At 68.1% G+C, this 22574-nt stretch carries 11 protein-coding genes; 2 read left to right on the forward strand and 9 right to left on the reverse strand.

What is annotated here, in order from left to right; translation table 11 throughout:
* The first annotated feature begins 98 nt into the window (after positions 1-98).
* Positions 99-407 (forward strand): GYD domain-containing protein, encoded by a 309-nt coding sequence (locus GA0070609_RS23520; RefSeq protein ID WP_088997924.1) that lies wholly within the window; start codon positions 99-101, stop codon positions 405-407.
* Positions 408-477: 70 nt separating this feature from the next.
* Here GA0070609_RS23520 and GA0070609_RS23525 read toward each other — a convergent pair whose 3' ends face one another.
* The 8 genes from GA0070609_RS23525 to GA0070609_RS23560 form a co-directional block, all read right to left on the reverse strand.
* Positions 478-726 (reverse strand): HNH endonuclease, encoded by a 249-nt coding sequence (locus tag GA0070609_RS23525; protein WP_088995792.1) that lies wholly within the window; start codon positions 724-726, stop codon positions 478-480.
* 9 nt (positions 727-735) lie between these two features.
* The gene (locus GA0070609_RS23530) at positions 736-1704 is read right to left on the reverse strand and encodes a GIY-YIG nuclease family protein (RefSeq protein WP_157748284.1); all 969 of its coding nucleotides are present in this window, start codon (positions 1702-1704) and stop codon (positions 736-738) included.
* Positions 1705-1832: 128 nt separating this feature from the next.
* Entirely contained in the window at positions 1833-2927 is a 1095-nt protein-coding gene (locus GA0070609_RS23535) for a DNA cytosine methyltransferase (RefSeq protein WP_088997925.1), read from the reverse strand.
* A 208-nt stretch (positions 2928-3135) separates the two neighbouring features.
* Positions 3136-4122, reverse strand: coding sequence for an HNH endonuclease (locus GA0070609_RS23540; protein WP_088995794.1), 987 nt, complete (start codon positions 4120-4122; stop codon positions 3136-3138).
* 62 nt (positions 4123-4184) lie between these two features.
* Positions 4185-6320 (reverse strand): UvrD-helicase domain-containing protein, encoded by a 2136-nt coding sequence (locus GA0070609_RS23545; RefSeq protein WP_088995795.1) that lies wholly within the window; start codon positions 6318-6320, stop codon positions 4185-4187.
* On the reverse strand, positions 6320-12670 hold the full coding sequence (locus tag GA0070609_RS23550; protein WP_088995796.1) for a DEAD/DEAH box helicase: 6351 nt from the start codon (positions 12668-12670) through the stop codon (positions 6320-6322). Before GA0070609_RS23550 ends, GA0070609_RS23545 begins: the two co-directional genes overlap by 1 nt.
* Positions 12667-17400: a restriction endonuclease subunit M gene (locus GA0070609_RS23555; RefSeq protein ID WP_088997926.1), complete on the reverse strand. Its 4734-nt coding sequence runs from the start codon at positions 17398-17400 to the stop codon at positions 12667-12669. The genes GA0070609_RS23550 and GA0070609_RS23555 overlap by 4 nt, the downstream gene beginning before the upstream one ends.
* Complete coding sequence (locus tag GA0070609_RS23560) at positions 17397-20282, reverse strand: SNF2-related protein (RefSeq protein WP_088995797.1); 2886 nt, start codon at positions 20280-20282, stop codon at positions 17397-17399. The genes GA0070609_RS23555 and GA0070609_RS23560 overlap by 4 nt, the downstream gene beginning before the upstream one ends.
* Before the next feature lie 116 nt (positions 20283-20398).
* Between GA0070609_RS23560 and GA0070609_RS23565 the strand changes: the two genes are divergently transcribed.
* Positions 20399-20833 carry a very short patch repair endonuclease gene (locus GA0070609_RS23565; protein ID WP_088995798.1) on the forward strand — a complete coding sequence of 145 codons (435 nt, stop codon included), beginning with the start codon at positions 20399-20401 and terminating at the stop codon, positions 20831-20833.
* On the opposite strand, the gene GA0070609_RS23570 is transcribed toward GA0070609_RS23565, so the two are convergent.
* Entirely contained in the window at positions 20823-22565 is a 1743-nt protein-coding gene (locus GA0070609_RS23570) for a hypothetical protein (RefSeq protein WP_088995799.1), read from the reverse strand. The two genes, GA0070609_RS23565 and GA0070609_RS23570, sit on opposite strands and share 11 nt — an antisense overlap.
* Between the last annotated feature and the right edge of the window lie 9 nt (positions 22566-22574).

Here is a 22574-nt window from a genome sequence, read left to right on the forward strand (position 1 = left end):
CAGGCCCGGCTGCCCGGCAGGCGTGGCGGGGCGGCAAGCGGGTACCCGCGGTGGGGTGCGCGAGCGTGAGGAAGGCAGGTGCCAACGTGGCGAAGTTCATGATCCGGGCGACCTACACCACCAAGGGGATCGCCGGGCTGGGCAAGGAGGGTGGCACCGCTCGCGCCGAGGTGGTCCGGGCGCTGATCGAGAACTCCGGTGGTCGGGTGGAGTCGCTGTACTTCGCGTTCGGCGAGCACGACCTGTACGTGGTGAGCGAGGTGCCGGACAATGTGACCGCCGCCGCGCTGGGCATCGCCGTGCGGGCGGCGGGCGGGGTGGAAGCCCGCGTCGTCCCGCTACTGACCCCGATGGAGATCGACGCGGCAGCCAGAATGCCGGTCACCTACCAGGCGCCGGGCCAGTGACGCCGGGAGGCCCCGGCTCGGCGTAGCGCGGGTGAGCCGCCCACCCGACGGGCAACTGGGACGGGCCAGGTCACCGCATTCCGGCCACTTCGCGGCGGTGGGCGCGCAGCGCGGCGGCGTCCGGGCGGTCCGCCGTACGGGCCGGCAGATGCAGTTCTTCGCCGTGCCATCGGGCGTAGTGCGCGGCCTCCGCCTTCACTCGGACGCGGAACTGCTCGTCGACCCAGATCAGGCCGCGGTCGAAGAGGTTGTGCAGGTCGGCTCGGAGCAGCAGGCCGTTGGTCACCCTGTTCGTGGCGGGCCCGTCGTACGGCGAGATGTGGGCGGCCTATAGGGCAGCCTCGGTGTCGCAGCCGGTGATCGCGCACCGTCCCCCGTACGCCTCAAGGAGTCGGCGGCGGAAGTCGGGCTGGCCCTGGCGGGCGGTGATCTCCGCGAGCCGCCGGCGACGCCCCTCTGGCAGCCCTTGCGGCTCCAGTGCGCGGCGGCCGTCCAGCGCGTCGGTGAGGCGCTCGACTTCCTCCTCCCGCATGCCGCGCACCCGGCGGACGGACATCGCCGGCACACCGGGCACGGCCTGCTCGTCGGCCAGGAGGAATCGGGTGAGCTCGTGGTCCCAACGGATGGGCACTCGCCACTGCGGCTTGTCCCCGTCGGCCTGCTGGTAGGGCGCGTCCCAGATCACCCCACCGGCGACGAGCCGGCCGATGGGTTCGGTGGCGTACGCCCAGATCCGGTCGCCGGGTGCGATCTGGTGGTACCCGGAACCGAGCCGCCAGTCGACCACCCCCTCCGCCGTGGTGAAGTACTCCCAAACACTGCGGTCTTCGCCCCACTGCGGGCCGCGCTCGTTGACCGGGTAGATCCAGTGGCCCGTGCCGCGGGGCACGGTGCTGTGGGGTCCGGCGTGCCCGGAGAGCTGCCGGTTGAATCGGGGTCGCAGCCGCTGGAGCAGGGCGTCCTTCAGCCCTTCAGGGTCGTCGGTTTCCCGCCACCGGACCTCGCACGCGCCCAGCCAGTCGGCGATCTCGACAGTCGTCGCCTCCCGCCCAAGCCGCTCGTCGAGCCACCGACCGACGTGCTTGTGCAGCGCCGACGAGCCCCGATTGCCGGTCAGGTGCTGGCGCAACCGGTCGCGTAGCGGCTGCTTGGTGGTGTTGCCGACATAGATGGCCTCGTCACCGTCGAACACGACGTGCACGCCGAGCCCTCGGGGTGCGCTGGCGGCAACTTCTCTGGTGTAGGGCTGGGCGGGGCTGAAACCGACGAGCAGATCATCGTGGGGGATGTCGGCCATCCCCGGACGCTACCGGCCGCCGCGCTGGCCCGGCGTCCGCCGGACGGCGCCCCTCATCGGCCGGCGTGCCCTGCCTGTGCTCATCGGCCGGTGTGCCCGGGAGTGCGCTCATCGCTGGTTTGCTGGCCCTACACCGGCAGGGCCGTGGCACGCGCAACCTTGCGCACTACACCCTTCACCGCTGCGACATGTTCCACGATCGCCGCGCCTACTGCCTTTGCAAGCAGTGGTGGCACCGCATTTCCGATGAGACGCCCGAGTGGCGCGAACTGTGCCGGCTCGCCCGGTGGGACGAATTCGTAGTCCTCGGGAAAGCTCTGCAAGATGGCAGCCTCCCTGAGGGTCATCGCCCGGTCCTGTTCGGGGTGCCCGAACCGTCCAGCGCCGAAGCTGTACGACAAGGTGGTGATGGTGGGCGATGGCTCGTCCCACGTCATGCGGGCATACACGTTCCGGAACGTTGCACCTGACGCCTTGCGGTGACACGGAGCGCGTAGTTCTTCCGGCCACTCGTCCCAACTTCCGCCAGGGCTGGACCGCTTGATTCGCTCGAGGTTCAGCGGTGTCAGCGTGCGGCTCTTGTGAAGGGGGTCCGCGGAGTGGGTCTCGCCGTGGCCGATCGGCGGCAGGCTGCCGATCGCCTGACGGACGGTGGTGTACTCGCCGGGGGCTACGGGGCCCTTGGGCACGGCGATGTCACCGAGCAACGAGGCGACCAGGACCAGACGTCGGCGGTGTTGCGGCACCCCGTAGGCCGGGCAGTAGCAGGACCCGAAGTCCACGTGGTACCCGTACTCGCGCAGTTGCTCGACGAAGTCTCTGAAGATCCGCGTGCCGCCGATCCGAGGGACGTTCTCCATGGTCACGATCTCCGGCATCGTGCCTTCGACCAGCCTGCGAACCTCGTCTACGAGGGGCCACTGGGCCTCGTTCGACGTGTCGACGCCGCGCCGATACGACGAGAACGGCTGACACGGCGCGCATCCAGCGAGGACGCGGACGGCGCCGGCGGGCCACATGGCCGAGAGTTCCTCGACGGTGAGGTCACGGACGTCTCGTCGATGGAACGGCGCCCGAACGTTCCGCCGGTACGGATAGTCACACGTCCGGTCGAGGTCTACGCCGGCAGCAACGTGGATGCCTGCATCCTGTAACCCGTGCGAGAGCCCACCAACGCCACAGAAGAGGTCGACGGCGGAGATCCTGACAGCTCGGGCGGGCATGCTGGGACTGTAGTAGATCACGCGGTGACGGCGACGTCGTGCGGGTGCGCTACGTGGGCTCCATCGCATGGACAGATGTCTGCCGACACTACGGCCCGGACCATGGTCGAAGCGTGGACGTCGACCGCAGCTGGCAGAGGATAGGCAGGGACCCCTCGCGAGCCCAACGCACACATGTGACTACACCCCAGTTCGAATGCGCTGTTGATCACGGCCGCCGGTAGACGTTGGCGTAGTGCCAGTCCAGGTACCTCGCTCCAGGTGCCGTGGCTCCCTGCGGTAACAGCAATCGGCGTGACAGCGGTGGGCTCCCGAACGACGATCGCGCCGCGGGATCTGCTTGGACCGCCTCCTGTACGTCTGGACGAACATGTACCCGCAGCTCGTGGTCGACCGCCAGGAGCCCGGTGTCGAAGGCGACGTCGTGTGTGGGACAGGCAGCAACCCCATTCTGCGGGTCGAGCCTCTCAGCGGAGGTACTCACTCGCCACGGCTTGATGTGGCTGGCCACGAGCATGCGCTGCGCCACACGGCCCCTCGTCTTGACACCCAGACCACAGAAGGCGCAACGGTGTCCATGGTTGTCGAGGACGTCACGCGCAAACCGATGCTGCCCGACCCGCACCGAAGCCATGAGAAGTCGTTCGGTCAATCGCTCAGGTAGGTCCGGTGCCTTGCGCGACCAGGCGGCGACCTTCTCTTGAACCGCCATCTCCAGGTCCGAGTGGGTCAGCTCTTCCTGCCCGAGGAGGTGCAGCTCGTCACCGCCCTCCAAGCCGAGGAAGTCGGGCAGCTCGTCCGGCCCGATCCCTGCCTCGCGGCCCGCTTGCAGGATGAGTCGGTAGATCGCTTCCAACCGGCCCGGGTCGGAGAGGAGGGCCGATGCGACGTAGACCTCGTACCGAGCCCCGTGGGCCAGACCACCGTCGAGGTTCCCCATCTTGGCTATCAAGCTTCCGTTCGGGCGCCTGAACAGCCGGGCGAGTGTAGGAATGGGTTCTTCGGCGAGGTGGGCGGTCGATCCGCGGTACCGACGATGGTTGAAGACGAGACTGGCCGCGAGGCACAGGAGGGTCTCGACGGGGGTGAAGTCCTCTTGCCTTGCACCAGGCCTGGGAGTTCGTTGGAGGATGGCTCTCCACTGGCTCACGGCTTGCCCGGCACTCAATTCGAGGTAGTCACCGATGGTTGGCATCGATGGGCTCCTTCAAACTTGGTCGCCTGCTGGTGGAGACACCCTGCTGCCGGACCCAGCGTTCACCTTCGGCTCACCACCACAAGTTGGTCTCGGGCGCGGGTGGCTGCCACGTACCTCAGGGATCGGGCCCGCAGTTGTGCATCCGCCCGTTCGGACGGATCCAACGACTCGATACGCGCCAATTCAGCGGGCGACGGATTGCCAATCACGAGGACGACCTTGGAGAACTCCGTACCCTTCGCGCGGTGCATGGTCATGACCGGCACCCTCTTGGCTTGGGGTCGGTCGCGATCGACGGCGCGGGCAGGGAGGCCCTCCTCGGTGAGGGCGGTGACCACGCGGTCCCGGTGGAACCGGTCCGGTACCAGGACCGCCACGGTCTCGGGGGCGTCTCCGTCGTCGAGCCAGGCACGGACGTGGCGGACGATGGCCCGCAGCTCGCCGGTGAGCGAGTCGACCGACTCGATGGCAGGGGCGGGCCCCGAGCGAGCGGAACGGTAGCCCGTCGTCTCGCCTTCGTCCTCGAGGTCGACGTACTGCCCGCCGTCGAGGATGCTCATCGCGTAGTGCAGGTTCTGGGCGGTGGTGCGGTAGTTGAGGGTGAGCCGCTGGGAACGACCCACGATGGCGACGCCGTACCGGCCGAGAATGACCCGTGTGCCGTAGATGCGCTGGTGGGAGTCCTCGGCGATGAACAGGTCGTCGGGGTGTTCGCCGGCGAGGGCGCGCAGCAGCAGCCAGTGAGTGGGGGAGAGGTCTTGGCCCTCGTCGACGAGCACGTGGTCGGCGGGCCGGTCAGTCTGCTTCGCCAGGTATGCGGCGGCGACGGCGGCCGCCTCGGTGAAGTCGAGGCTGCCGTCGATGCGGCTCTGGGCACGGTACGCGGCGATCAGCGCCCAGACGGCCGAGCGCTTGGCGCGGTCGAGGGCGACGCTGCGTCCGGGGCGGCGGACCCGCAGGTAGCCGGCCTCGTCGTGGATCTTGTTGGGCAGCACGATGTGGGCGTACTCGGTGGATAGGAACGTCTCGTTGGCGAGCTCGTGCGACAAGGTGGTGCCGGTCGACTCGACGATCTCGCGCCACCGGGTTCCCACCGTGCGAGCCAGGGGCGCGGAGCGCTCCTCGCCGAGGACCTCGCGCATCGCTCCGGTGAGGCTGCTGCCGGCACCGCGCAGCACCGCCGCGGCAAGGGCGTCCACGCCGGCCACGTGGACACCGGACTGGCCGAGCGCCTTGGCTTGGCGCACGCGCGGGTCGAGCTGGATGAGACCTTCGCCGAGAGCTTCGGCGAGGTTCGTGGTGAAGGTCGTCAGGACGATGCGCGCATCTGGGTTACGGCGCGCGAGAGCGCGGGCGCGATGGATGAGCACCACCGTCTTACCGGTGCCGGCCCCGCCGGAGAGGCGGAAGGGGCCGTTGTAGCTGCGGTCGACGTAGCGACGCTGCTCAGGGTGCAGAAAGATCCGCCACGCGCCGAAGTCGCCCTCCTCGATGACCCTGCGAAGCTCGTCCTGGTCGTCGATGAACGCGTACTGCAGCTTAGCGGCGGGCCGTTTGAGAGACTGCAGGACGTCGGCGTCGGCGTCGCCCGACGGGGAGGTCTTCTCGAGCTGCATGCGCGCGACGATCGCTTCGACGGTGTCACCGGCGGCGAGGTCGACGAGGATCGTGCCGATCCACCCTTCGTGACGTTGGGCGAGATCGAGCACGGCATCCTCGTCGGCGGCGGCCATCGCCTGTTCGACGATGCCTTCGGGCAGGCCGAGGGTGTCGACGAGGTCGACGGGACTGTGCCCGAGGCGGACGAACAGCGGTTTCGCGGGCTGCTCCATCGCCGGCGTGGCGACGGGCACGATCACGGTCGACGGAGTGATCTCGTCGATCTGCGGTAGGCCGTTGATCGGGTTGACCTTCAGCCGTACGCGTCGGGCGACGGCGATCGCGTCGTCGTGTGGCCAGATGCCGTGGATGACGTAGTGGGTCTCGCCGTCGCCGTCGAGGCGGAACATGACCGCTCGCCAGAAGTCGTCGACGCGACCGGTTCGCACGCGGGGGTCGGCGCAGTCGTTGATCGGTTCGACGTGCAGACCCGCCGTCGTGTCGTCGACACCGAGCTTCTGCAGGAACGCCATCGCCTTGCCACGGATCGAGCCGTCGATCTTGCTGGCGAGCTTGCCCATGATGATCGTCGGCATCATCCGTCTCCGTGCTTCTCAGGGGCGACGTCGGCCAAGGTAGCGGCGACGAGTTCGGGCGACGGGTCGAGGACGCGCCAACCCGCGGCGGCAAGATCGACTCGATCCTGGCGCGGCATGTGTGGGAACGCAACCACGATCTGCAGGTCTGGCCAAGACAGGTCCAGCGGGATGCCGTCGGGGCCTTCGGCACCGACCACGGGTGTAGCGAGGCCGTCCTGGGCGGCGAGAGCGGCAACGAGATTGCGTTCGTCGCCAGGCGCGGCTGCGTCGTAGACGTCTGCCCAGGCACCCATCGGACGGCCAGGTCCGGAGGCGTCATCGGCGGAGGGACTGTCGGACGGCCCGCCGACCAGACTCGTCGTCGTCACGACGGTCGGCCAATCGCGCAGTGCGAGCGCGTTGGAGAAGCGAAGCCACGCCCGCCACGCCTTCGCGTGGGCATCGTCGAGGACCTCGTCACGGTCGTCGAGGACGGCAGCGACCTGCACGACCATGGTCGTCGAGGACATCTCGACGACGACAGCGAGCGCGCCCGCGCGATGGACGAACACGCGCCGATCACCGGCCGGCAGGTGCTCGTCGACCAGGACCGCCCGGCCGATCTCCTCCAGAACCACCGTCTCGGAAACCTGGACGGGTCGGGACTTGCCCGACACGAACATGGGTACGGCTCGGGCGACGGCGCCGACCGCCGACGGGTTCGGATCGACGATCCAGTCGATGAGCCAGTCGACAGGGCCCCTGCCGAGAGCCCTGTAGGCCTCGGGCGGCGCCTGGAACTGTGGAATGTTCATCAGGTTGCCGGCCAAAGCCGGGTTGTACCAGTCCGGGGCCGACCCGCTGCCATCCTCGGCGGCGACGTCTTGGATGGTCACGGCCAGGACGATCAGTCCCGCGTCCCGCAGGTTCGCTCGTTTCCGGGCGTCGTCTGCGAGCCGGTTGACCGCCGCACTCGCGTGGTAGGCCCGGCCGTCGGTGAAGATCGCGACATCGGGCACGTTCATGTCGTTCGTCTCGAGCAGGAAGTCGGGGCGGGAGCCGGCGAGGTCGACCTGCGGGGTGAGCGTCCACTGCCGGTGGGCGCCCGGCAAGGTGAAGCGCACGATGTTGCCACTCGGCCCGGGTACCTCCGTCACCGCCGCGCCGTTCCTCCGCAACCGGCCGACGATCAGCCGGTGGAATGCCCGCTCCAGGTGCGACTCGGGCTCCTCGTGAGGTGCCACCTCAGTCACCGTCCAGGTCGTTCCTTCGGCGGTCTCCGTCTCGGGAGCCAGGCCGAGGAGGGTGCGCAGGTGCCGTTCGGCCGACGCCCGCGACACCCGACGGATGGCGCCCGGAGCAGTGAAGGGTAGCAGGCACCGATGGCAAGCGAGCCGCTCCTCGTGGCGGCATTCGCAGTCACGAACCCGGTTCCACGCGAGGACCAGCAGATCGCGCAGGCGTTCCGGGTCGGCGGTCTCGGCGAGGTAGCCGGTGCCGCCGGGAACCGCGTCGTGCAGCAGCAGCGCCTCGTGGTTGTCGGTGCCGTCGGAGAGCGTCGGATCGACGATGTGCTCGACGCGGATGTGGTCGGGGTGGCCGCCCATCTGTTCCCGCAGGCCGAGCAGCAGTGCAGCGGAGAGGCTGGGCAGGGCGAAGTCGTCGCCGAGGCTGACCGCGTGGGGCAGCCGGATCAGCAGACCCTGGGTACGCAGCGTCCGAGCCAGGGCGACGGTCTTGGTCGTCTCCTTCGGGGAGGTGCGGTAGGGACACCAGGGCCGGTGTTCGTGGGGCCGGTTGCGCCCGGACTCGGTGTCTTTCTTGCCGCAGCCGGCGCAGACCCGGAAGAGCGTGCCTTGACGTTCGCCGCCGGCGATGGTGCGTGTCGCACCATGGCCGGACGGGCCCATGTTGAGCCAGCGCAGGTCGACCGTCCGTAGGTAGGTGCAGCCAAGGCCGGTGCTCTCGGCGAACCAGCGGCGGGTGATGTGGGCTGGATCGATGTCGGCGGTCGGGACGACATGGAAGGCAACCCGTCCGCGTTCGTCCTTGCGATCGGAGATCGTCACTTCGTCGCGCCGTACTTCGGCGGAGACCCGCGTCAGCTCGACCACGTCGAGGCGTTGCCCGGTGTCGCCGATTCCCGTGCTGCCGCAGCGTGGGCAGGACGAGACTGGCACCTCCCGGCCGGACTCCGCGATGTCGACCGCGTATCCGCAGTGGGGGCAGAAGGCCCAGGTGCGGATGGAAGCGCCGTCCAGGCCGAGGTCGACCGCGTCGATCTCGATCTCCCAGCCGCGGGCATAGAACGTCGCGCCGGGGGCGAACTCGCTGAGGGCTTGCGCGGAGCCCCGCTCGAACCGGGCACTGCCGTACTCGTGGGTGCCGCTGTCCGGGTCGGTCCAGGACAGCCCGACGTCGAGGGTGACGGTGTCGTCGAGGAGGGTGTAGTTGGGCAGCAGCCCGTACTCCTCGAGGACGCTGATCCAGTAGGTGCTGCGCAGGTGCGCGAGCTGGCTTGTGGTGAGCTTGCGGGTGGCCTTGGCCGAGCGCAGCGCCTGCTTGTCGTCGTCGGTCGCAGCCGGGGAGTGAACGCGCGCCTCGAGTTCGGGCAGGAGTGCGTCGATGTCCTTCTGCCGGCGTTGCAGCGTCTCGACGGTGTCCTGCCAGCGCCGGCTGGCCGCCTGCACGTGTGCGGCGAAAGCGCTGGTCCTCGGGCCGTTGGCAGGACGCAGCCAGTCGCGCAGCCCCGACACGACCTCCTCTGGCAGCTCGCCAAAGGTCGCGAGGAACCGGGGCAGATACTCGTCTGCGCTCTGCTCGGCGTGCAGCACGAGGTCGCCGAGAAACGTGCCCGGCGCGCTCGATCCGATGGCTCCGGAGGCCGCCCTCGGGTGCCGTCGCTTGGTGACCCTGCCGAAGCCGTCCACCAGGTACGCCGTGTACTGCCGGCGCAGGATCTCCTCCGCCGCCAGATACGTGGCGGGTGGCCGAACTTCGCCGTCGATGACGGAGAGGGGGTCGCCGAGCTTGGGCAGGTGTTCCCCGCGGCCGGTGACGAAGGCGAGGTTGAGCGCGTTGCCGGTGAGGCGACCGGCGCGACCGACGCGCTGGAGGTACGAGGCGACGGTGCGGGGCAGCGAGGCGAGGAAGACCGCCGACAGGTCGCCGATGTCGATGCCCATCTCCAGGGTGGGCGTGGCGACGAGCACGTTTGGTGCCTGCGGACTGGTGGCGGCATCGCGGAAGCCGTCCTCGTACTGCAGCCGGGTCTCGTCGTCGAGGAGGCTGGTGTGCTCCCGGGCGACGATGCGGCGCATGTCCGGGGAGGCGTAGAGGCGCCGGTAGAAGTTGTCGGCCAGCTCGCTGGCACGGAGGTGACCGCCGCAGCGTACGTTCAGGCAGGGCGCGGCGGTGAGCTGTTCGACGGTGGCGGCGGTACCGGGCGTGGCGGCACGGCAGGTGTCGCAGGTCAGTAGGTGACGCCCCTCGGCGAGATCGGTCTCCGTCGTGGGAGCGATGACGATCCCGGACGAGGGGATCGCGTAGACCGTCGCACCGGATTCGCTGGTCGTGGTCGTAAGCAAGCCTTCGCGGGCAAGCCGGTCGAACAGGCCGCGGGCGAGGCGTCCGCCGTCGAGCGGCGAGACGTCGAGCACCCGGGAGGTCCAGCGGGCGTACCAGGACTTCGGCGAGGTGACCGGGTCGAGTCCGCCGTCGCGCGCCGGTTCGCTCGAACCGCCGACCTTCGGGTACGCCGGCGCGGGACGGCCACGGGGGAACGCTGGCATACCCTCGCTGCGAGGCCGCCCGGCCCAGATCGACCAGCGGCGCCCGTCTTCCAGCCGGTACCGGGCGAACCACGGGTGATCGATTGCGCCCTGGGCGCGCATTCGTTCCAGCACACCACGTACCCACTGCACCAGCGTGACGTCGTCAGGGCCTTCAGAGTCGAGCTTGTCCTGCCAGGACGTGCCCTGTAGAGCGGCATGGGCGACTCTGGCCATTCGTGCAGGTTTCCCGGCTTCGACCGCGACCGCCACGGAACCGGTGAGTTCGAGGGTGCGACCGAGATGCGAGTTGAGCCCGAACTCCAGCGCGGCGTCGAGGGCGAGGCGCTTGCGGACCCGCGCCCGCACCGCGGCGGGCACGGATCGAAGGGTCTTCGCCTGCCAGAAGGGCGTGAACGACTCCCGGTCGGCGCAGTCGGGGGCGATGACGCGGTACCGGGCGAAGGGTTTGTCGCCCGCCTGCTGGATCACCTCGTCTACAAGCGCGTCGAGCGTGAGGGCACCCTCCGCGACCGCTTCGCGAAGCACGGAGCGCAGAGTGAGGGTGTGCGAGCGGGCCTGCACGAAGCCGGCCCGGTGAGCGGCATCCTGCACGGAATCGGTGAAGACCAGGGCCTTCTTCTCGGCGGCGTCGAGGGCCGGCGAGCCGAAGAGAGTGGAGAGCGACACCGACAGCAGGGTGGCGACGGCGCTGCCCAGGAACCGGATGCCATCCTCCTGACCGCAGGACGGGCAGGTGTCCTTACGGCTCTGCTCGTCGGCGTCGTTCCCGACGTTGGTGAGCACCGGCAGCACCCATCCGTCCCGCAGGTCCCGGTCGTCCTCGGCCACGTCGTTGACGAGTTCCCGGTTGCGCACCGAGAACCAGACCAGCCCCTCGACCTTCTTGTCCTCTTCGATGTGGATGGCGGCTTCGGCGGGGGCGTACAGCAGCGGCCGGAATCGACCTTCCCTGGTCGCATGGTTGCGGCGGATGCCCTCGTCCTCAGCGGCGAGGCTGTGGCCGACGGGGGCGAGGCCGATGCCCCAGCCGGAGCGGCCGCAGTGCCGGCAGTAGATCGCGGGAAACGAGGGCCGCACCTCTTCGCCGTCGGTGCCGGCGACGGGCGGCCCGTCGTCGCTCCATCGGAAGCGGGTGGTCGCGGCGGCGGCGCGGTCGATGCGGGTGAGTTCGCGTACCCAGAGGTGGACGTCCACCGAGAGGGCGTCGCGCCCAACGACGGCGCGGACGTAGCCAAGCATGGCGAGCAGGTACGACAGCAGGGTTTCGGCTCGGGAGCTGTTGCCGTCAACGTAGCCGAGCACGCGGCCCATGAGGGTGTCGAGCGCGACGGCGTGCTCCGCTTTGCGGGCGAGGTCCTGGACGAGGGGATGCGCACGGCAAAGCGCCAAGAGCAGCTCGGGGCTTGCGTCGGCGAACCGATCGGCTTCGACTCCGTAGAGGAGGCCGAGAACGGTGGCAGTGACCTCTTCCCCGGTCGGGTTGTGGCCGAGCGCTCCGAGGGCGTCGACTGCGGCGGCTACGTCGAGCGTGCCGAGGTCTGCAGGGGCGAAGCCGGCGGCGGCGACCTCGACGGCGTTGCCGATCCACTCGTCGAGGCTGAGCCGCGTCTCCGTGACGACCGCGTCGGCGTCGAACCGCTCGCCGAAGACCGTGTGGGCAAAGTCGAGCATCACCGTCGGGTCGCCCTTGTCGCCGAGCGTCGCCGACGTCGCTACCGGGGTGATCAAACCGAGTGGCCGGCTGCGTGTTGCCTCGTCGATCTGCGGGTCGTCGTCGCTCCAGTGGCTCTTGAGGGCCAGTCCGAGGCGGCGTAGCAGCATCGCCACGTCGGTGCCTTGCGCCCCGTCGTAGGTGTGGAATTCGTCGAGTACGAGGTAGCGCAGACTCGTCGCCGACTGCTGCCACAGTTCCTGGTCGTCGGCGCGCAGCAGCAGCTGATCGAGCATCTTGTAGTTGGTGAGCAGAATGTCGGGCGCCGCGTCCCGGATGATCGCCCGGTCGGTGATGAGTCCGTCGGGGGTCACCGCGGTGCGGGTCGGCCCGGTCTGCCCGGTGTAGAGGGCGGCGGTGACGTCGGCCAGCTCCGGGTTGGTGGTGAGCAACTTCGTCAGTCGCGCCGCCTGGTCGTTGGCGAGCGCGTTCATCGGATAGAGGATCAGCGCCTTCGTCCCCGTCACGCCGTGGCGGCGGGCGCGCAGCACGTGGTCGAGGATCGGGTACAGGAATGCCTCGGTCTTACCCGAGCCGGTGCCGGTCGTGACCAGGGTCGGCGCCGGCCGGCGCGGCTGACCGCCGGCCGACGACGCGAGACGCGCGAACGCCGCCGCTTGGTGCCCGTAGGGCGGGAAGCCCTCGTACCACTCCAGCGTGTCCCGCCAGCCCTCGTCGGCGGGACGGAACGGCAGCCGGAGCCGCACATACGGGCCCTTGAACATGCCGGACTCGGGATCCGACAGGAACCGGTGCAGGCTGTCGCGCGCATCCCCGTCGGTCAACCCGAACGTCGTCGTCAGGTAGTTGACGAGGCTTTGTCGGATGCTGCTCGCTTGGAGCGTGGGGAGCAGCGCGCTCACGAACGCTCCTTGAGCAGCCGCTCGAAGTGGGCGTACGCCTGCCGCATGTCGGCCTCCCGGTCCAGGGTCATGAACGGCAACTCGTAGGTGTAGGTGTTGCCCGCCTGGTTGGTTGCGGTGCGCTCGTCCTCGGTGATCCGGTCACCCTTCTTGCGCCAGACGGTCAGGACCGAGTTGGGTACGAGGCGCCCGTTGGCGTCGTAGCGGTAGACGTTCCGGTCGTAGCCGTAGAGAACGGCGAACTGCGTGCGGTAGATCGTGCAGAGCTCGTCCGCTGTGACGCCTAGCATCACGGCGACAACCGCGTCGATCTCGACAAGAGCTTGACGACGGTCGGCGGCGATACGGAGGGGGATGTCGGGATTCCACTCAAGTCCCACCTCGCCGAGGGCGACCCGTCCGGGACGCGCCGATCCACTCCTCCACGAATCATTTTGAAACGACGACACGTAGCATTCTTGCCAAAGCTCCGCATACTCGTTTGTGATGCAGTTAAGCCGTAGAGTGCGCAGCGTCAGTTCAGGCATTAGCGGGCCGTCCACGAATGGAAGGCGTTCTACCGTAGCCAGAGAGATCGTGGATTTTGGGGCAGCTCGAACGAAGAAATCGGACAATAGGGACGATATAAAGCCGGCTACGCCGACAAGGGCGGTGAGTGTGATAGTAGGCGAGCCTGCTGCTGAGACGCCGTGAATGTGGGTTGTTCCCGGCGGAATTATGGCAGGAATTAGAGTTCGTTCTCCCGTGTTGTTGGCCATGTTTCGCCAAGCAATACGGTAGAAGTCGCGCGCAGACCGCCGGTTATCGCTGCCCCAGTGGGTGTAATCGCGTGCATAGAGGCTGCTTTCTCCTTCGGGCTTGTAGGCTGTAATTGGGACGGCGTCTGAGGGGAGCGCCTCGATGTCAGTTGGGAACCAGTCGCGGTGGTTCAGCATCGTCTTGTTGGGGGACTTATAGAACGGCGTTGCTACAAAGATGTTTGGTCCTTGCAGAATCACCTCACGCCAAGATTTCGGCGCACCCCATTCCAGTCGGAAATAGCCCTTCTTCCGATCGTTCGTCTCGTTCCAGCCGCTGGATACATATAGGCCAACGTCTGCAATGCGATTGGCGGCTGAGAGCTTATCGAGAGCTGACGCAGTCGAACTGTTGACGACGTATACCATGCGAGTTTCGAAAGCGCTAGTGCGGGCGGATTCGAGAAGGGCTCGCCAACTTGCCAACGTCTTACTGTTGACGAGAGTGATCCGATTGCGGTGTGGCCGCAAGTCCCAATTTCCATCTAGATTCTTGAGGCCCGGCTCAGGTCCCGACCCGTCGTGCTCTAGTGAGCGGACAACGGTGTCTGGGTGATAGAGGGAGGTAGCCATTAGAAATATCGGCTCCTCTTGCCGTTGGCCGTACACGTGGACGCCGTAAGTGACGAGGTTGCCGATTTCGAAGAGGCGGAGTTCGTTTGTGAATTGCCAGTGGCGACGCAAGCGACCGTAAGTAGCTTTGCGAAGCAAGCCCGCCTTTTCGTCAGTGAAGTGCGTCTCCGGGTGAATGAGGCCGACGACTCCTAGTGCTGAAGCGTTGCGCCAGGTCTGTTCCATGAAACAGCGGTAGAGATCCGGTCTGAGCCCCTGGAGATGTGGGAACTGCGCCATGCTCGACACGAAGTCGCGGGTGGCCACCAGGCTAGCCGCCGTGTCGATGAAGAATGCCTTTGCATCCTCGTCGGCAAGCGTCTCCGCCCGCATCTTCACCGCGGCGGCCTGCGGGATCTTGCCACTCAGCGCCCACCGCGGGTCGAACTCCGCCAGAGCTGCGTTCTCGTCGAAGTCAGGCCGGACCCACGGCGGGTTACCCACCTGCAGGTCGAATCCGCCCCGCACGAAGACCGTCGCGAAGTCCAGGTTCCAGTGAAAGAACCCCTGCTGTTCCGCTACCCGCTCGCACACCACGAGCCACGGATGCTCCTGGAGCAGGTCAGCCACGGGACGTGCGTTTGCGAAGCCGAGTTCGAGTTGCTCGGCGGTGTTGAGCTCGTCCCATGCCGCCCCACCGGTCAGGGTTTCCCTCGGCAGCGATGGCTTGCGCAGCTCGGGGCTGCGGCCGAGTAGTGCCTGCAACCCAGCAATCCACTGCGCCATCGTGGGCGGCTCTACCCGGACGCCGTCAACCGTGGTCGTCTCGGCGGTAAGCGGCCAAAACCACAGCGCGGTCCAGGCGTCCATTACTCGGCGTAGGCGCCGATACGCGCCGTTGGGGTCGGCGAGCGCCGCTTCGATGTGCTCGCGCTGCACGGCCCCGCCGGAGGGAAGTTCGTCCGCTCCCCAGACGGGAATCTGGCGGCGAACCTCATGCTCCGCGATCTGCAGCCGGCGGTGGGCGATCTGCCAAAGCACCTCGACGCGGTGCGCCAGCTCGACCAACGCGTTCACCTGCTGCTGCGTCGGCTTCGACTTGACGCTGCTGCGCCAGGTCTTCAGGCGCTTGGCCGTGTCGGGCGCAAGCGCGATGGCCTCCGTGGCATCGGCGGCGGCACCCCATCCGTCGGCGGGCAGCAGGAAGTGGTGGACGCCGTCGGAGGCAACGCGTCCGGCAGCGATGTCCTCGATCAGCAACGTCAGCGGGACGTCCTGGGGCACTGCGGAAAGCCATGACTTGTCGCTGATCTGGCTGCGCCGGTACACCGCACGTCTCGCGCCGACCAGCGAGTTGCCTCGCCGTAGATGCAGCCCGAACCACGGCGCCGACAGGTTCTCGACCATCGTGTCGAGCCAGAGTGAGATCTCGGCCAGCTCGACGGCGGTGGCGTTGAGGTCGACGCCGTATACATTGTGCAGCGCCAGGTATGCCTTGACTTCCTGAAGCCGGCGTTGGTACTCGTCCGGGTCGATGCGCTCACCCAGCTCGTCCTGGCGTCGCTTCAGATACTGCTCGGCGAGCTGTCGCACCGCCTCGATGGCGAACGCGCCCGACCCGAGCGCTGGCTCGCAGACCGTCAGCTCCAGGATCTCGGCCGCCGTCGTCGTCCTGCCATTTTGGTCGAGCAGCTCCTCCAGCGCTTGGCCGACCGTGAAGCGGGTGAGCACCTCGGGCGTGTAGTACGACGCTGACTGCTGCCGCTCCCGCCCCGCCAGACGGAACACGAAACTGCCCTTGTGGTGCACCACCGGCTGAAGCTCACCGGTCACCGGATGCTGGGTCTTCACGAAGTCGGCCGCCGAGATCCCCTCCGCCCGCTCGACCGGCACCACCCATGAGCCCTTGGACGCCTCACCATTCTTGGCGACCTCGTAGAGGTCGGTCTCGGCGAAGAAGCCGGTGTACGACATCAGGCCCTCGTAGACCGCGCCGAGCTGGTTGATGCCCAGCTCTGCATACGAGATGAAACCCCGGTCCTTGCCCCGTGCCTCCTTGCTGAGCAGCAGGTGGGTGAGGACCTTCTGCATAGCCTGGTTGCCCAGCCCGACGGCGTCGATGTGTGCGGTCGCCTCCGGCCGGAACAGGTCGGCGCGCAGCGCGTTGAACGTCAAGCCCTGCGCGGTCGCGGGTCCCTCGCTGTCTTCGTCCTCTGCGACAGTCGTGGCCGGGGAATGGCCGGCGTCGACCAACCGGAACAGCACGCCGAGCGAGTCGTAGAGGTGAATGCCGTTCTGGGCACGCGGCGTGGCCAGCTCCACCTGTACCAGTTCTCGCAGCCGGTCCAGGCTGTAGCCCTGGTCGTACTCCGGCGCGCCCACCGGCAGCACACCCAACTCGGGTGATGCCTCGGCGTACAGGAGGAACAGGATGCGGTAGAGGAACCGCAGTGACTGTTTCGCCAGCGGTTGGGCCTCACTCGCCGGCAGCGGATCGAGCCCTTGGTCGCGACGGCGGTTGACGACCTCGTTGGCGATGATCTCGATGGAGAGGCGGACACCGTCGCGCAGGTCTTTGGAGACGCCGACGGTGTGCTTGACAGAGGCCTCGAGGATGCTGTGCCACCACAGCTTGCCGTCCGCGTCTGGCGCGATCGACTGGGCGCAGAGGCAGGTCAGGGCCCGGTCGATCTCACCGCCCTTCTTCGCGTCGTTGCGCTCGCAGACGAGCTGCACGTCAACGGCGAGGTAGCGTCCCTCGGCCCAGCGTTCCCGTTCGGCGAGCAGCGCCCAGCGACCGGCCAGCACGAGGACCAGGTCCGGGGCGTCGTCGGCGACGAAGAGCGCCGACACCAGCCGGGCGGCCGACTTCAGCTCGTCGCCGTCCTCGGTGAGCTGCACCGGTTCGCGCAGCGTCACCGCATCGCGGGCCATCAGCTCCTCGACGGTGGTCACCGGTCGTGCGGCGACGACGACCAGCGGCGCCCGATCGGTGATGCCGGGCGATGAGACCCTCCACAGCGGCCCCTGCTGGTCGAGGACGAGGCCGTGCCCACGCAGTTCCAGCACATCGAGCAGCTGGTCGTGCACCCCGACGGCAACGTCGTCAGGGTTGCGGCCGTCAACACTGCGCCCCTCGCGTACCTCCGTGCCCCCGGACGGGTCGAGCAGCTCGGCCAGGGTCGCCAGCTCGGCCTCGAGCTTCTGCCGGGCGTCGATGAACCGTGACCGCGGCGTCTCCCGGCCCGCCTTCGCCTCGGCATCCCACTCGTCCCGGCGCTTCTTGACCTCTGCGCCGAACGACTCGCCCTTCGCCTCTGTGGTGAAGTAGTGCTCCGAGATCCAACCCTCACCGACGATGATCGCGTCAGACACGCTCACCACTTGCCACCTTCCGTGTCTGGCACGACCATCAGCAGCGGCCGTACGAGCTGCCGGTCGGGTGCCATCGCCTGCACCAGCGCCTTCTCCTGTTCCACACTCGTCCTGCGCTGCTTGAGGTCGCTGCGCTGGATGAGCACATCGGCGTCGGCGTCCCAGAGGTCCAGCCGCCGCGTCCAATCCTCGACCCGCTGCGCCGCGTCTCGCTCCGCCGCCTTGAAGATATTGAGCAGGTGGCTCTCCGCCTCGTGCACGGCAGGAGCCACCAGCTGGCTCAGGGCCTCCAGGTCGGCGACCGGCGTCGGGTTGTTTCGTGCGGCGTCCCAGCCGAGCGCGCGTAGCGCCGCCCGAGCCGACTCGTGTGGGGAGATCAGCCTGAAGGACGGATTCTCGGGTGTCGGAAACTCCGCCGTCAGCCAGGCGGTGGAGACGACCTGGCCGCGCCGGTTGGTCAGCGTCCCCAGCAGCAGCACCGTCGGAGCGTCGACGGTGCCGCGTACGGCGAAGACCTCGTTGCGGCCCAGCGCCGCCAGTGCCCGGTCTGCCGCCCAATCCAGCACTGGGTGCAGCGGGCTGAGGTAGTGGGCGTCGGGCCAGGAGATCTTGTCTTCGCGCCGTGCGGCGGCCAGCCGTTCCTTGCCGCGTGCCTGGGTCGTGGCGAGCACCAGCCGCTCGGTGACCTTGCGCTCGGCGAGGTAGGTCTGCGGCAGCACCTCCAGCCGCTGCACCAGGTCCGGGGGCGGACTCAGCTCGACCGTGCCGAATGCTTTATCTCGACGCCAGCCCACACCACCACGGCTCGGCGGCGCCGTTGGGTCGATGAACGCCTCCTGCAACGCGTCCTCGAGGTACGAGACGTCGTCGTCGTAGAGGCCCGAGTCGAGGTCGAGCCCACCTTCCGGCTGATCGTCGGCCGGCTCGGCGGCGGGCTGCTCGCTCGGCGCGTCGAAGAGCTGGGCAAACATCGCCGCCACGTCGTTGCCTGCCGCTACCGCCGCGACTGGGCGTACCACGTCATCGAGTTGCTTCTTGCCGGCGAGGACGTCGCGGATCTCGTCCTCTTCGCCCTTGACGTCGTAGCGACCCATAAGCGAGGCGACGTCGCCGAGCGCGCTGTGCGCCTCGTCCTCCTTCTCCACCAGCTTCGCCAGGATCCGGACGTCCCCGGCGAAGCGCTGGCTCGTCGGGTCCAGCAGCAGCGCCGTCACCCGAGGCGGATGCTTCTGCCCGTACCGGTCGATGCGGCCGTTGCGTTGCTCGATGCGGATGAGGCTCCACGGGATGTCGTAATGGACCAGCTCGTGGCACTGCACGTGCAGGTTGACGCCCTCGGACGCCACGTCACCGGTGACGAGGACGCGTACGGTTGCCTGTTCCTGCTTGAAGGCCTCCACGATGCGCTGCTGCTCGTCGTCGGCCAGCCCGCCGTGCATGATCTGCACTGCCTCGGCGGGCAAGCCGAGGTCGTTCGGCAGGTTGCGGTGCAGCCAGCGCAGGGTCTCCAGGCGCTCGGCGAACACGACCACGCGGGCGGGAGAGCCGCGGCCGACGCCGCACTGCTTCAGGTGCGCCACGAGCCGGGTGTACTTCGCCGAGGGCTGCTGCAGCGTCCTCTTGTTCAGCGCGGCGAGTCGTTCCAGCGCCTGGCGCTCGCGCGCCTGCCGCCCCGGATCTCCCTTTTCATCCTTGCCGAGCCGGCTCAGCCGTCCCTCGATCGTCTCCTTCAGCGCGGCGGGGGAGGAGAGGAACGCCTTCGCGAGGGTCCACGGGAAGAGGGAGGCGTTCTGGCCCGAGTAAGGGCTGCCGCCCTTGCCGGGCCAGAGCCACGTCTGCTCCAACTCCTGCGCGACGGCGTTCTCCGCCGCCGTCGCCGGCACGAGTACGTTGTGCGGCTCCTGCCGCTCCGCCCAGTCGGCGCCGACGACCTGCGCGACCTCCGGGCTGTGTCGATGCCGCCGCACCACGAGTCGCCGTACCTCGTCTGGGACGAGTTCGCCGTCCGGTTTGACGGCGGACGGGTCTAGCAGCCGGATCAACTCGGCGAAGGATTCCGCCCGGCCGTTGTGCGGGGTGGCCGAGGCAAGGATCAGCGCCTCGGTGTTGCGCGCCAGCAGCCGCGCGAGCCGGTTGTTCAGCGTCGTGGCGTTCGCCAGGTTGTGCGACTCGTCGATGACGACGGCGTCCCAGCGCTGCTTGCGAAGGCTCGCGACGTACCGGTCGGACTTGAGCGTGTCGATCGAGATGATCGCGCGCTTGTAGTAGGTGAACGGGTTGCGGGTGGCCGGCAGCTTCTGCCGCACCCGCTGGATGCCGGCCGAGTCGAGCCGAACGAACGGCAGCGCGAACCGCGTCCAGAGCTCGTGCTGCATCTGCTCCAGCACGTGCCGCGGCGTCACGATCAGGATCCGGTCGCCGCGGCCACGGCGGACCAGCTCCGCGAGGATCATGCCGATCTCGAGCGTCTTGCCGAGACCGACGGCGTCGGCGAGCAGGATCCGCGGCCGCAGGTTCTCGGGGTCGAGCGCCTTGCGTACCGCCGACTGCTGGTAGCTGAGGGCGTCAGCCAGGCCGCGGGCAGCAACGGAGAGTGAGCGTTCGCCAACGGGAACAGCGGTCTTGCGGATCGTCGATTCCAGCCACAGCCGTGCCGTGCGGTATCGCGGGCTGCTGTCGGCCACGACCTTGGCCTGCGCCGGGTCCAGCGGCTTCACCTCGTCGAGACGGGTGTAGAACGACGCGCTCGTGTCCCGGACCAGTTCGCCGAGGCCCTGGACGTGCACCACGGTGCCGTCGGCGGTCTCCTCGGTCGAAAGGACGAGCCACTCCTCGTCGCGGACCACGACGACCGACCCTGGCGCGAGCGCTTCACGGACGTCAGGCATGGTTGCCGTCACAGGTGCGTTCTCCGTCTTCGAGATGTCACTGCAAGTTAGTTGCGGCCGGGAAGATAGCCTAGCTGCGCGTATTCGCTCATACCGTCCCCGGATAGGTCGCAGACATGGACCGAAAGTCCACCCCGCCACCGCCACTCGATGCTGCTACGTCGGCCCGGTTCCAGCGGATGCCACGATCCTCTACCAAGCCTGAGTTGGCACTGCGGCGTGAGCTGCACGGTCGAGGCCTACGGTTTCGGGTCAACCATCCAGGGCTGCCCGGTCGCCCTGACCTCGCGTTCACTCGGGCGAAACTCGCGATCTTCGTTGACGGCTGCTTCTGGCACCGCTGCCCCGAACACGGCACCCTGCCTCGCAACAATCGGGACTGGTGGCAGCAGAAGCTCGACCGCAACGTGGCCCGCGACCGCGCCAAGGACACTGCCCTAACCGAGTTGGGCTGGATGGTGCTGCACGTCTGGGAGCACGAGGCCACCAACGCCGCCGCCGACCGAGTGGAGGCCGAATGGCGGCGCCGGGTGTCTCCTGCTACGCCCTGACCGACGTACGCAGGTATCCGTTGGTACCGAAGAGCACCTTCCGATCCAGGAAACGGTTGAAGAACCGGCACGACGGCTCCCCCAGATGGACGCAAGCGCTGCACGCGCCACTGCCGCGGTCACATCCGGGATCTAGCGGGCAGCGGTGCTCTGCATCGACGAACGCGTCGAGCAACTCGTCGAGGTTCGACTCGAACACCGCCTGCATGCCGCCGAGGACGAAGTCACCGCGGGCGGCGGCGTAGACGAAGAAGCCGAGGTGACCGGGTACCAGGTACTCACTCAACGCGTCCCGCTCGATCCCCGAGAAGACGGCGGCCTGCCGAATGAACCTGTGGGCGTAGGTGTGCACCAGCTTGAGCAGGTCGGTGCCGGCGGACTCGACCGACGGATCGTCACGCTTGGACGGCACTTGCACCTCCTGCAGGATCACGACTCGCGCCGCGACCGCCCCGTCTCCGGAGGTCCATCCCTGCAGCCGGTGCCCTCTCCCGACCAGCCAGGTGGCGACCCGTACCGGGTCCAGGCGGACCAGGAAGGCCTCCGTCTCGGCGAGGTTGCCGTAGAGCCGATAGCCGCCCTTCTTCCGGCGGAAGGGCACCAGCCGACACTTCGACGGGTCGTCCTCGCCCCGCGTGTAGCCGTACATCGCGTTCAGCACCGGGAACCGGTCGACGAGGTCCAGGCCGTCGATCCCGGCCCGCTCGAGCGCCACCGGATAGCGGTTTTCGTAGCGCACGTCGAGGGCATCGCCCCGCGTGGCGCTGCGCAGTGCCGTCGTCGGCGTGCGGCTCTCCGCGAGCGCCATTGCGATGTCGACCGCTTCCCGCTCTGCTTCGTCGCGCCGTTCGCCCGACAGCCCGTCGATCGGGTGGTCACCGGCCTTCGCCAGTCCCCCCTGATCGGCGGCGCTCTTTGCGGCAACCTCAGCGATCTCCCGAGGAAGACCGGTGCGCATGAGCTGCTCGATCAGTTCTTCGAGGGTCGGCGGGGAGACCACGTCAGCGGGCCGCGGCACGGTCAGCCCATCGACCACCCAGACCAACGCCTTACGAGCACCACCGGCTAGCTTGAGCCCCTCCCTGTGCTCGGGCCGTGGCGGGTTGATCAGCACCATGCCGCGCGGGGTGTAGACCATGCGGGCCTTGTGCACGTTCCAACGGAAGGACCCCTGACCGCATGCGCAGGGCTTGTTGAAGCCAAGCCCCTGCATCAGTCGTGTGTCGCAGACGGGACAGACGAAGGAGATGTCCGCGGCCTTGGCGCTCTTGGGAATCACGACCTTGACGTCGTCGTGCGTCGGGCACCGCTTGATGTATGGCTCAGCGATGGCGCCGCATTCGTGGATGCCAACGAAGTGCAATTGGCCCCATTTGTTGCGCTGACCGCACTTGCACGGCCGATCCATCGACCTCCCAATACGCTTGCACTTCGGGCAGAGCCATACCTGCGGATACCGTTCGACGGTCACGCCGCGCCGCTCGTCGAGCTCGACCACTTCCACAGGAGCCCTACGCATCAGGTCGTCGCCGACTCCACCGTCCTTACCGTGGAAGGCCCAGGCGCCCACCTCGCGAAGCAGGTGGCGTCGTACGAGGTCGGTGTCGACCTGGATGGGACTAGGCGCGGACCACTCTGCGACCCGGTAGATGTCGCCGCGGAGGTCGACCGTCTGATCGGGGAGGAAGGTACGAAGGATCTGGCTGCCGCTGCGGGATCCGAGGACTGTCATGTCGTCCGC

The sequence above is a fragment of the Micromonospora echinaurantiaca genome, assembly GCF_900090235.1.
GTDB lineage: Bacteria > Actinomycetota > Actinomycetes > Mycobacteriales > Micromonosporaceae > Micromonospora > Micromonospora echinaurantiaca.

Excerpts from the sequence above, each read along its gene's own strand:
- GA0070609_RS23520 (WP_088997924.1), top strand. The coding sequence starts at position 99 with ATGATCCGGGCGACCTACACCACCAAGGGGATCGCCGGGCTGGGCAAG.
- GA0070609_RS23530 (WP_157748284.1), bottom strand. The coding sequence starts at position 1,704 with ATGGCCGACATCCCCCACGATGATCTGCTCGTCGGTTTCAGCCCCGCC.
- GA0070609_RS23535 (WP_088997925.1), bottom strand. The coding sequence starts at position 2,927 with ATGCCCGCCCGAGCTGTCAGGATCTCCGCCGTCGACCTCTTCTGTGGC.
- GA0070609_RS23540 (WP_088995794.1), bottom strand. The coding sequence starts at position 4,122 with ATGCCAACCATCGGTGACTACCTCGAATTGAGTGCCGGGCAAGCCGTG.
- GA0070609_RS23545 (WP_088995795.1), bottom strand. The coding sequence starts at position 6,320 with ATGCCGACGATCATCATGGGCAAGCTCGCCAGCAAGATCGACGGCTCG.
- GA0070609_RS23560 (WP_088995797.1), bottom strand. The coding sequence starts at position 20,282 with ATGCCTGACGTCCGTGAAGCGCTCGCGCCAGGGTCGGTCGTCGTGGTC.
- GA0070609_RS23565 (WP_088995798.1), top strand. The coding sequence starts at position 20,399 with ATGGACCGAAAGTCCACCCCGCCACCGCCACTCGATGCTGCTACGTCG.
- GA0070609_RS23570 (WP_088995799.1), bottom strand. The coding sequence starts at position 22,565 with ATGACAGTCCTCGGATCCCGCAGCGGCAGCCAGATCCTTCGTACCTTC.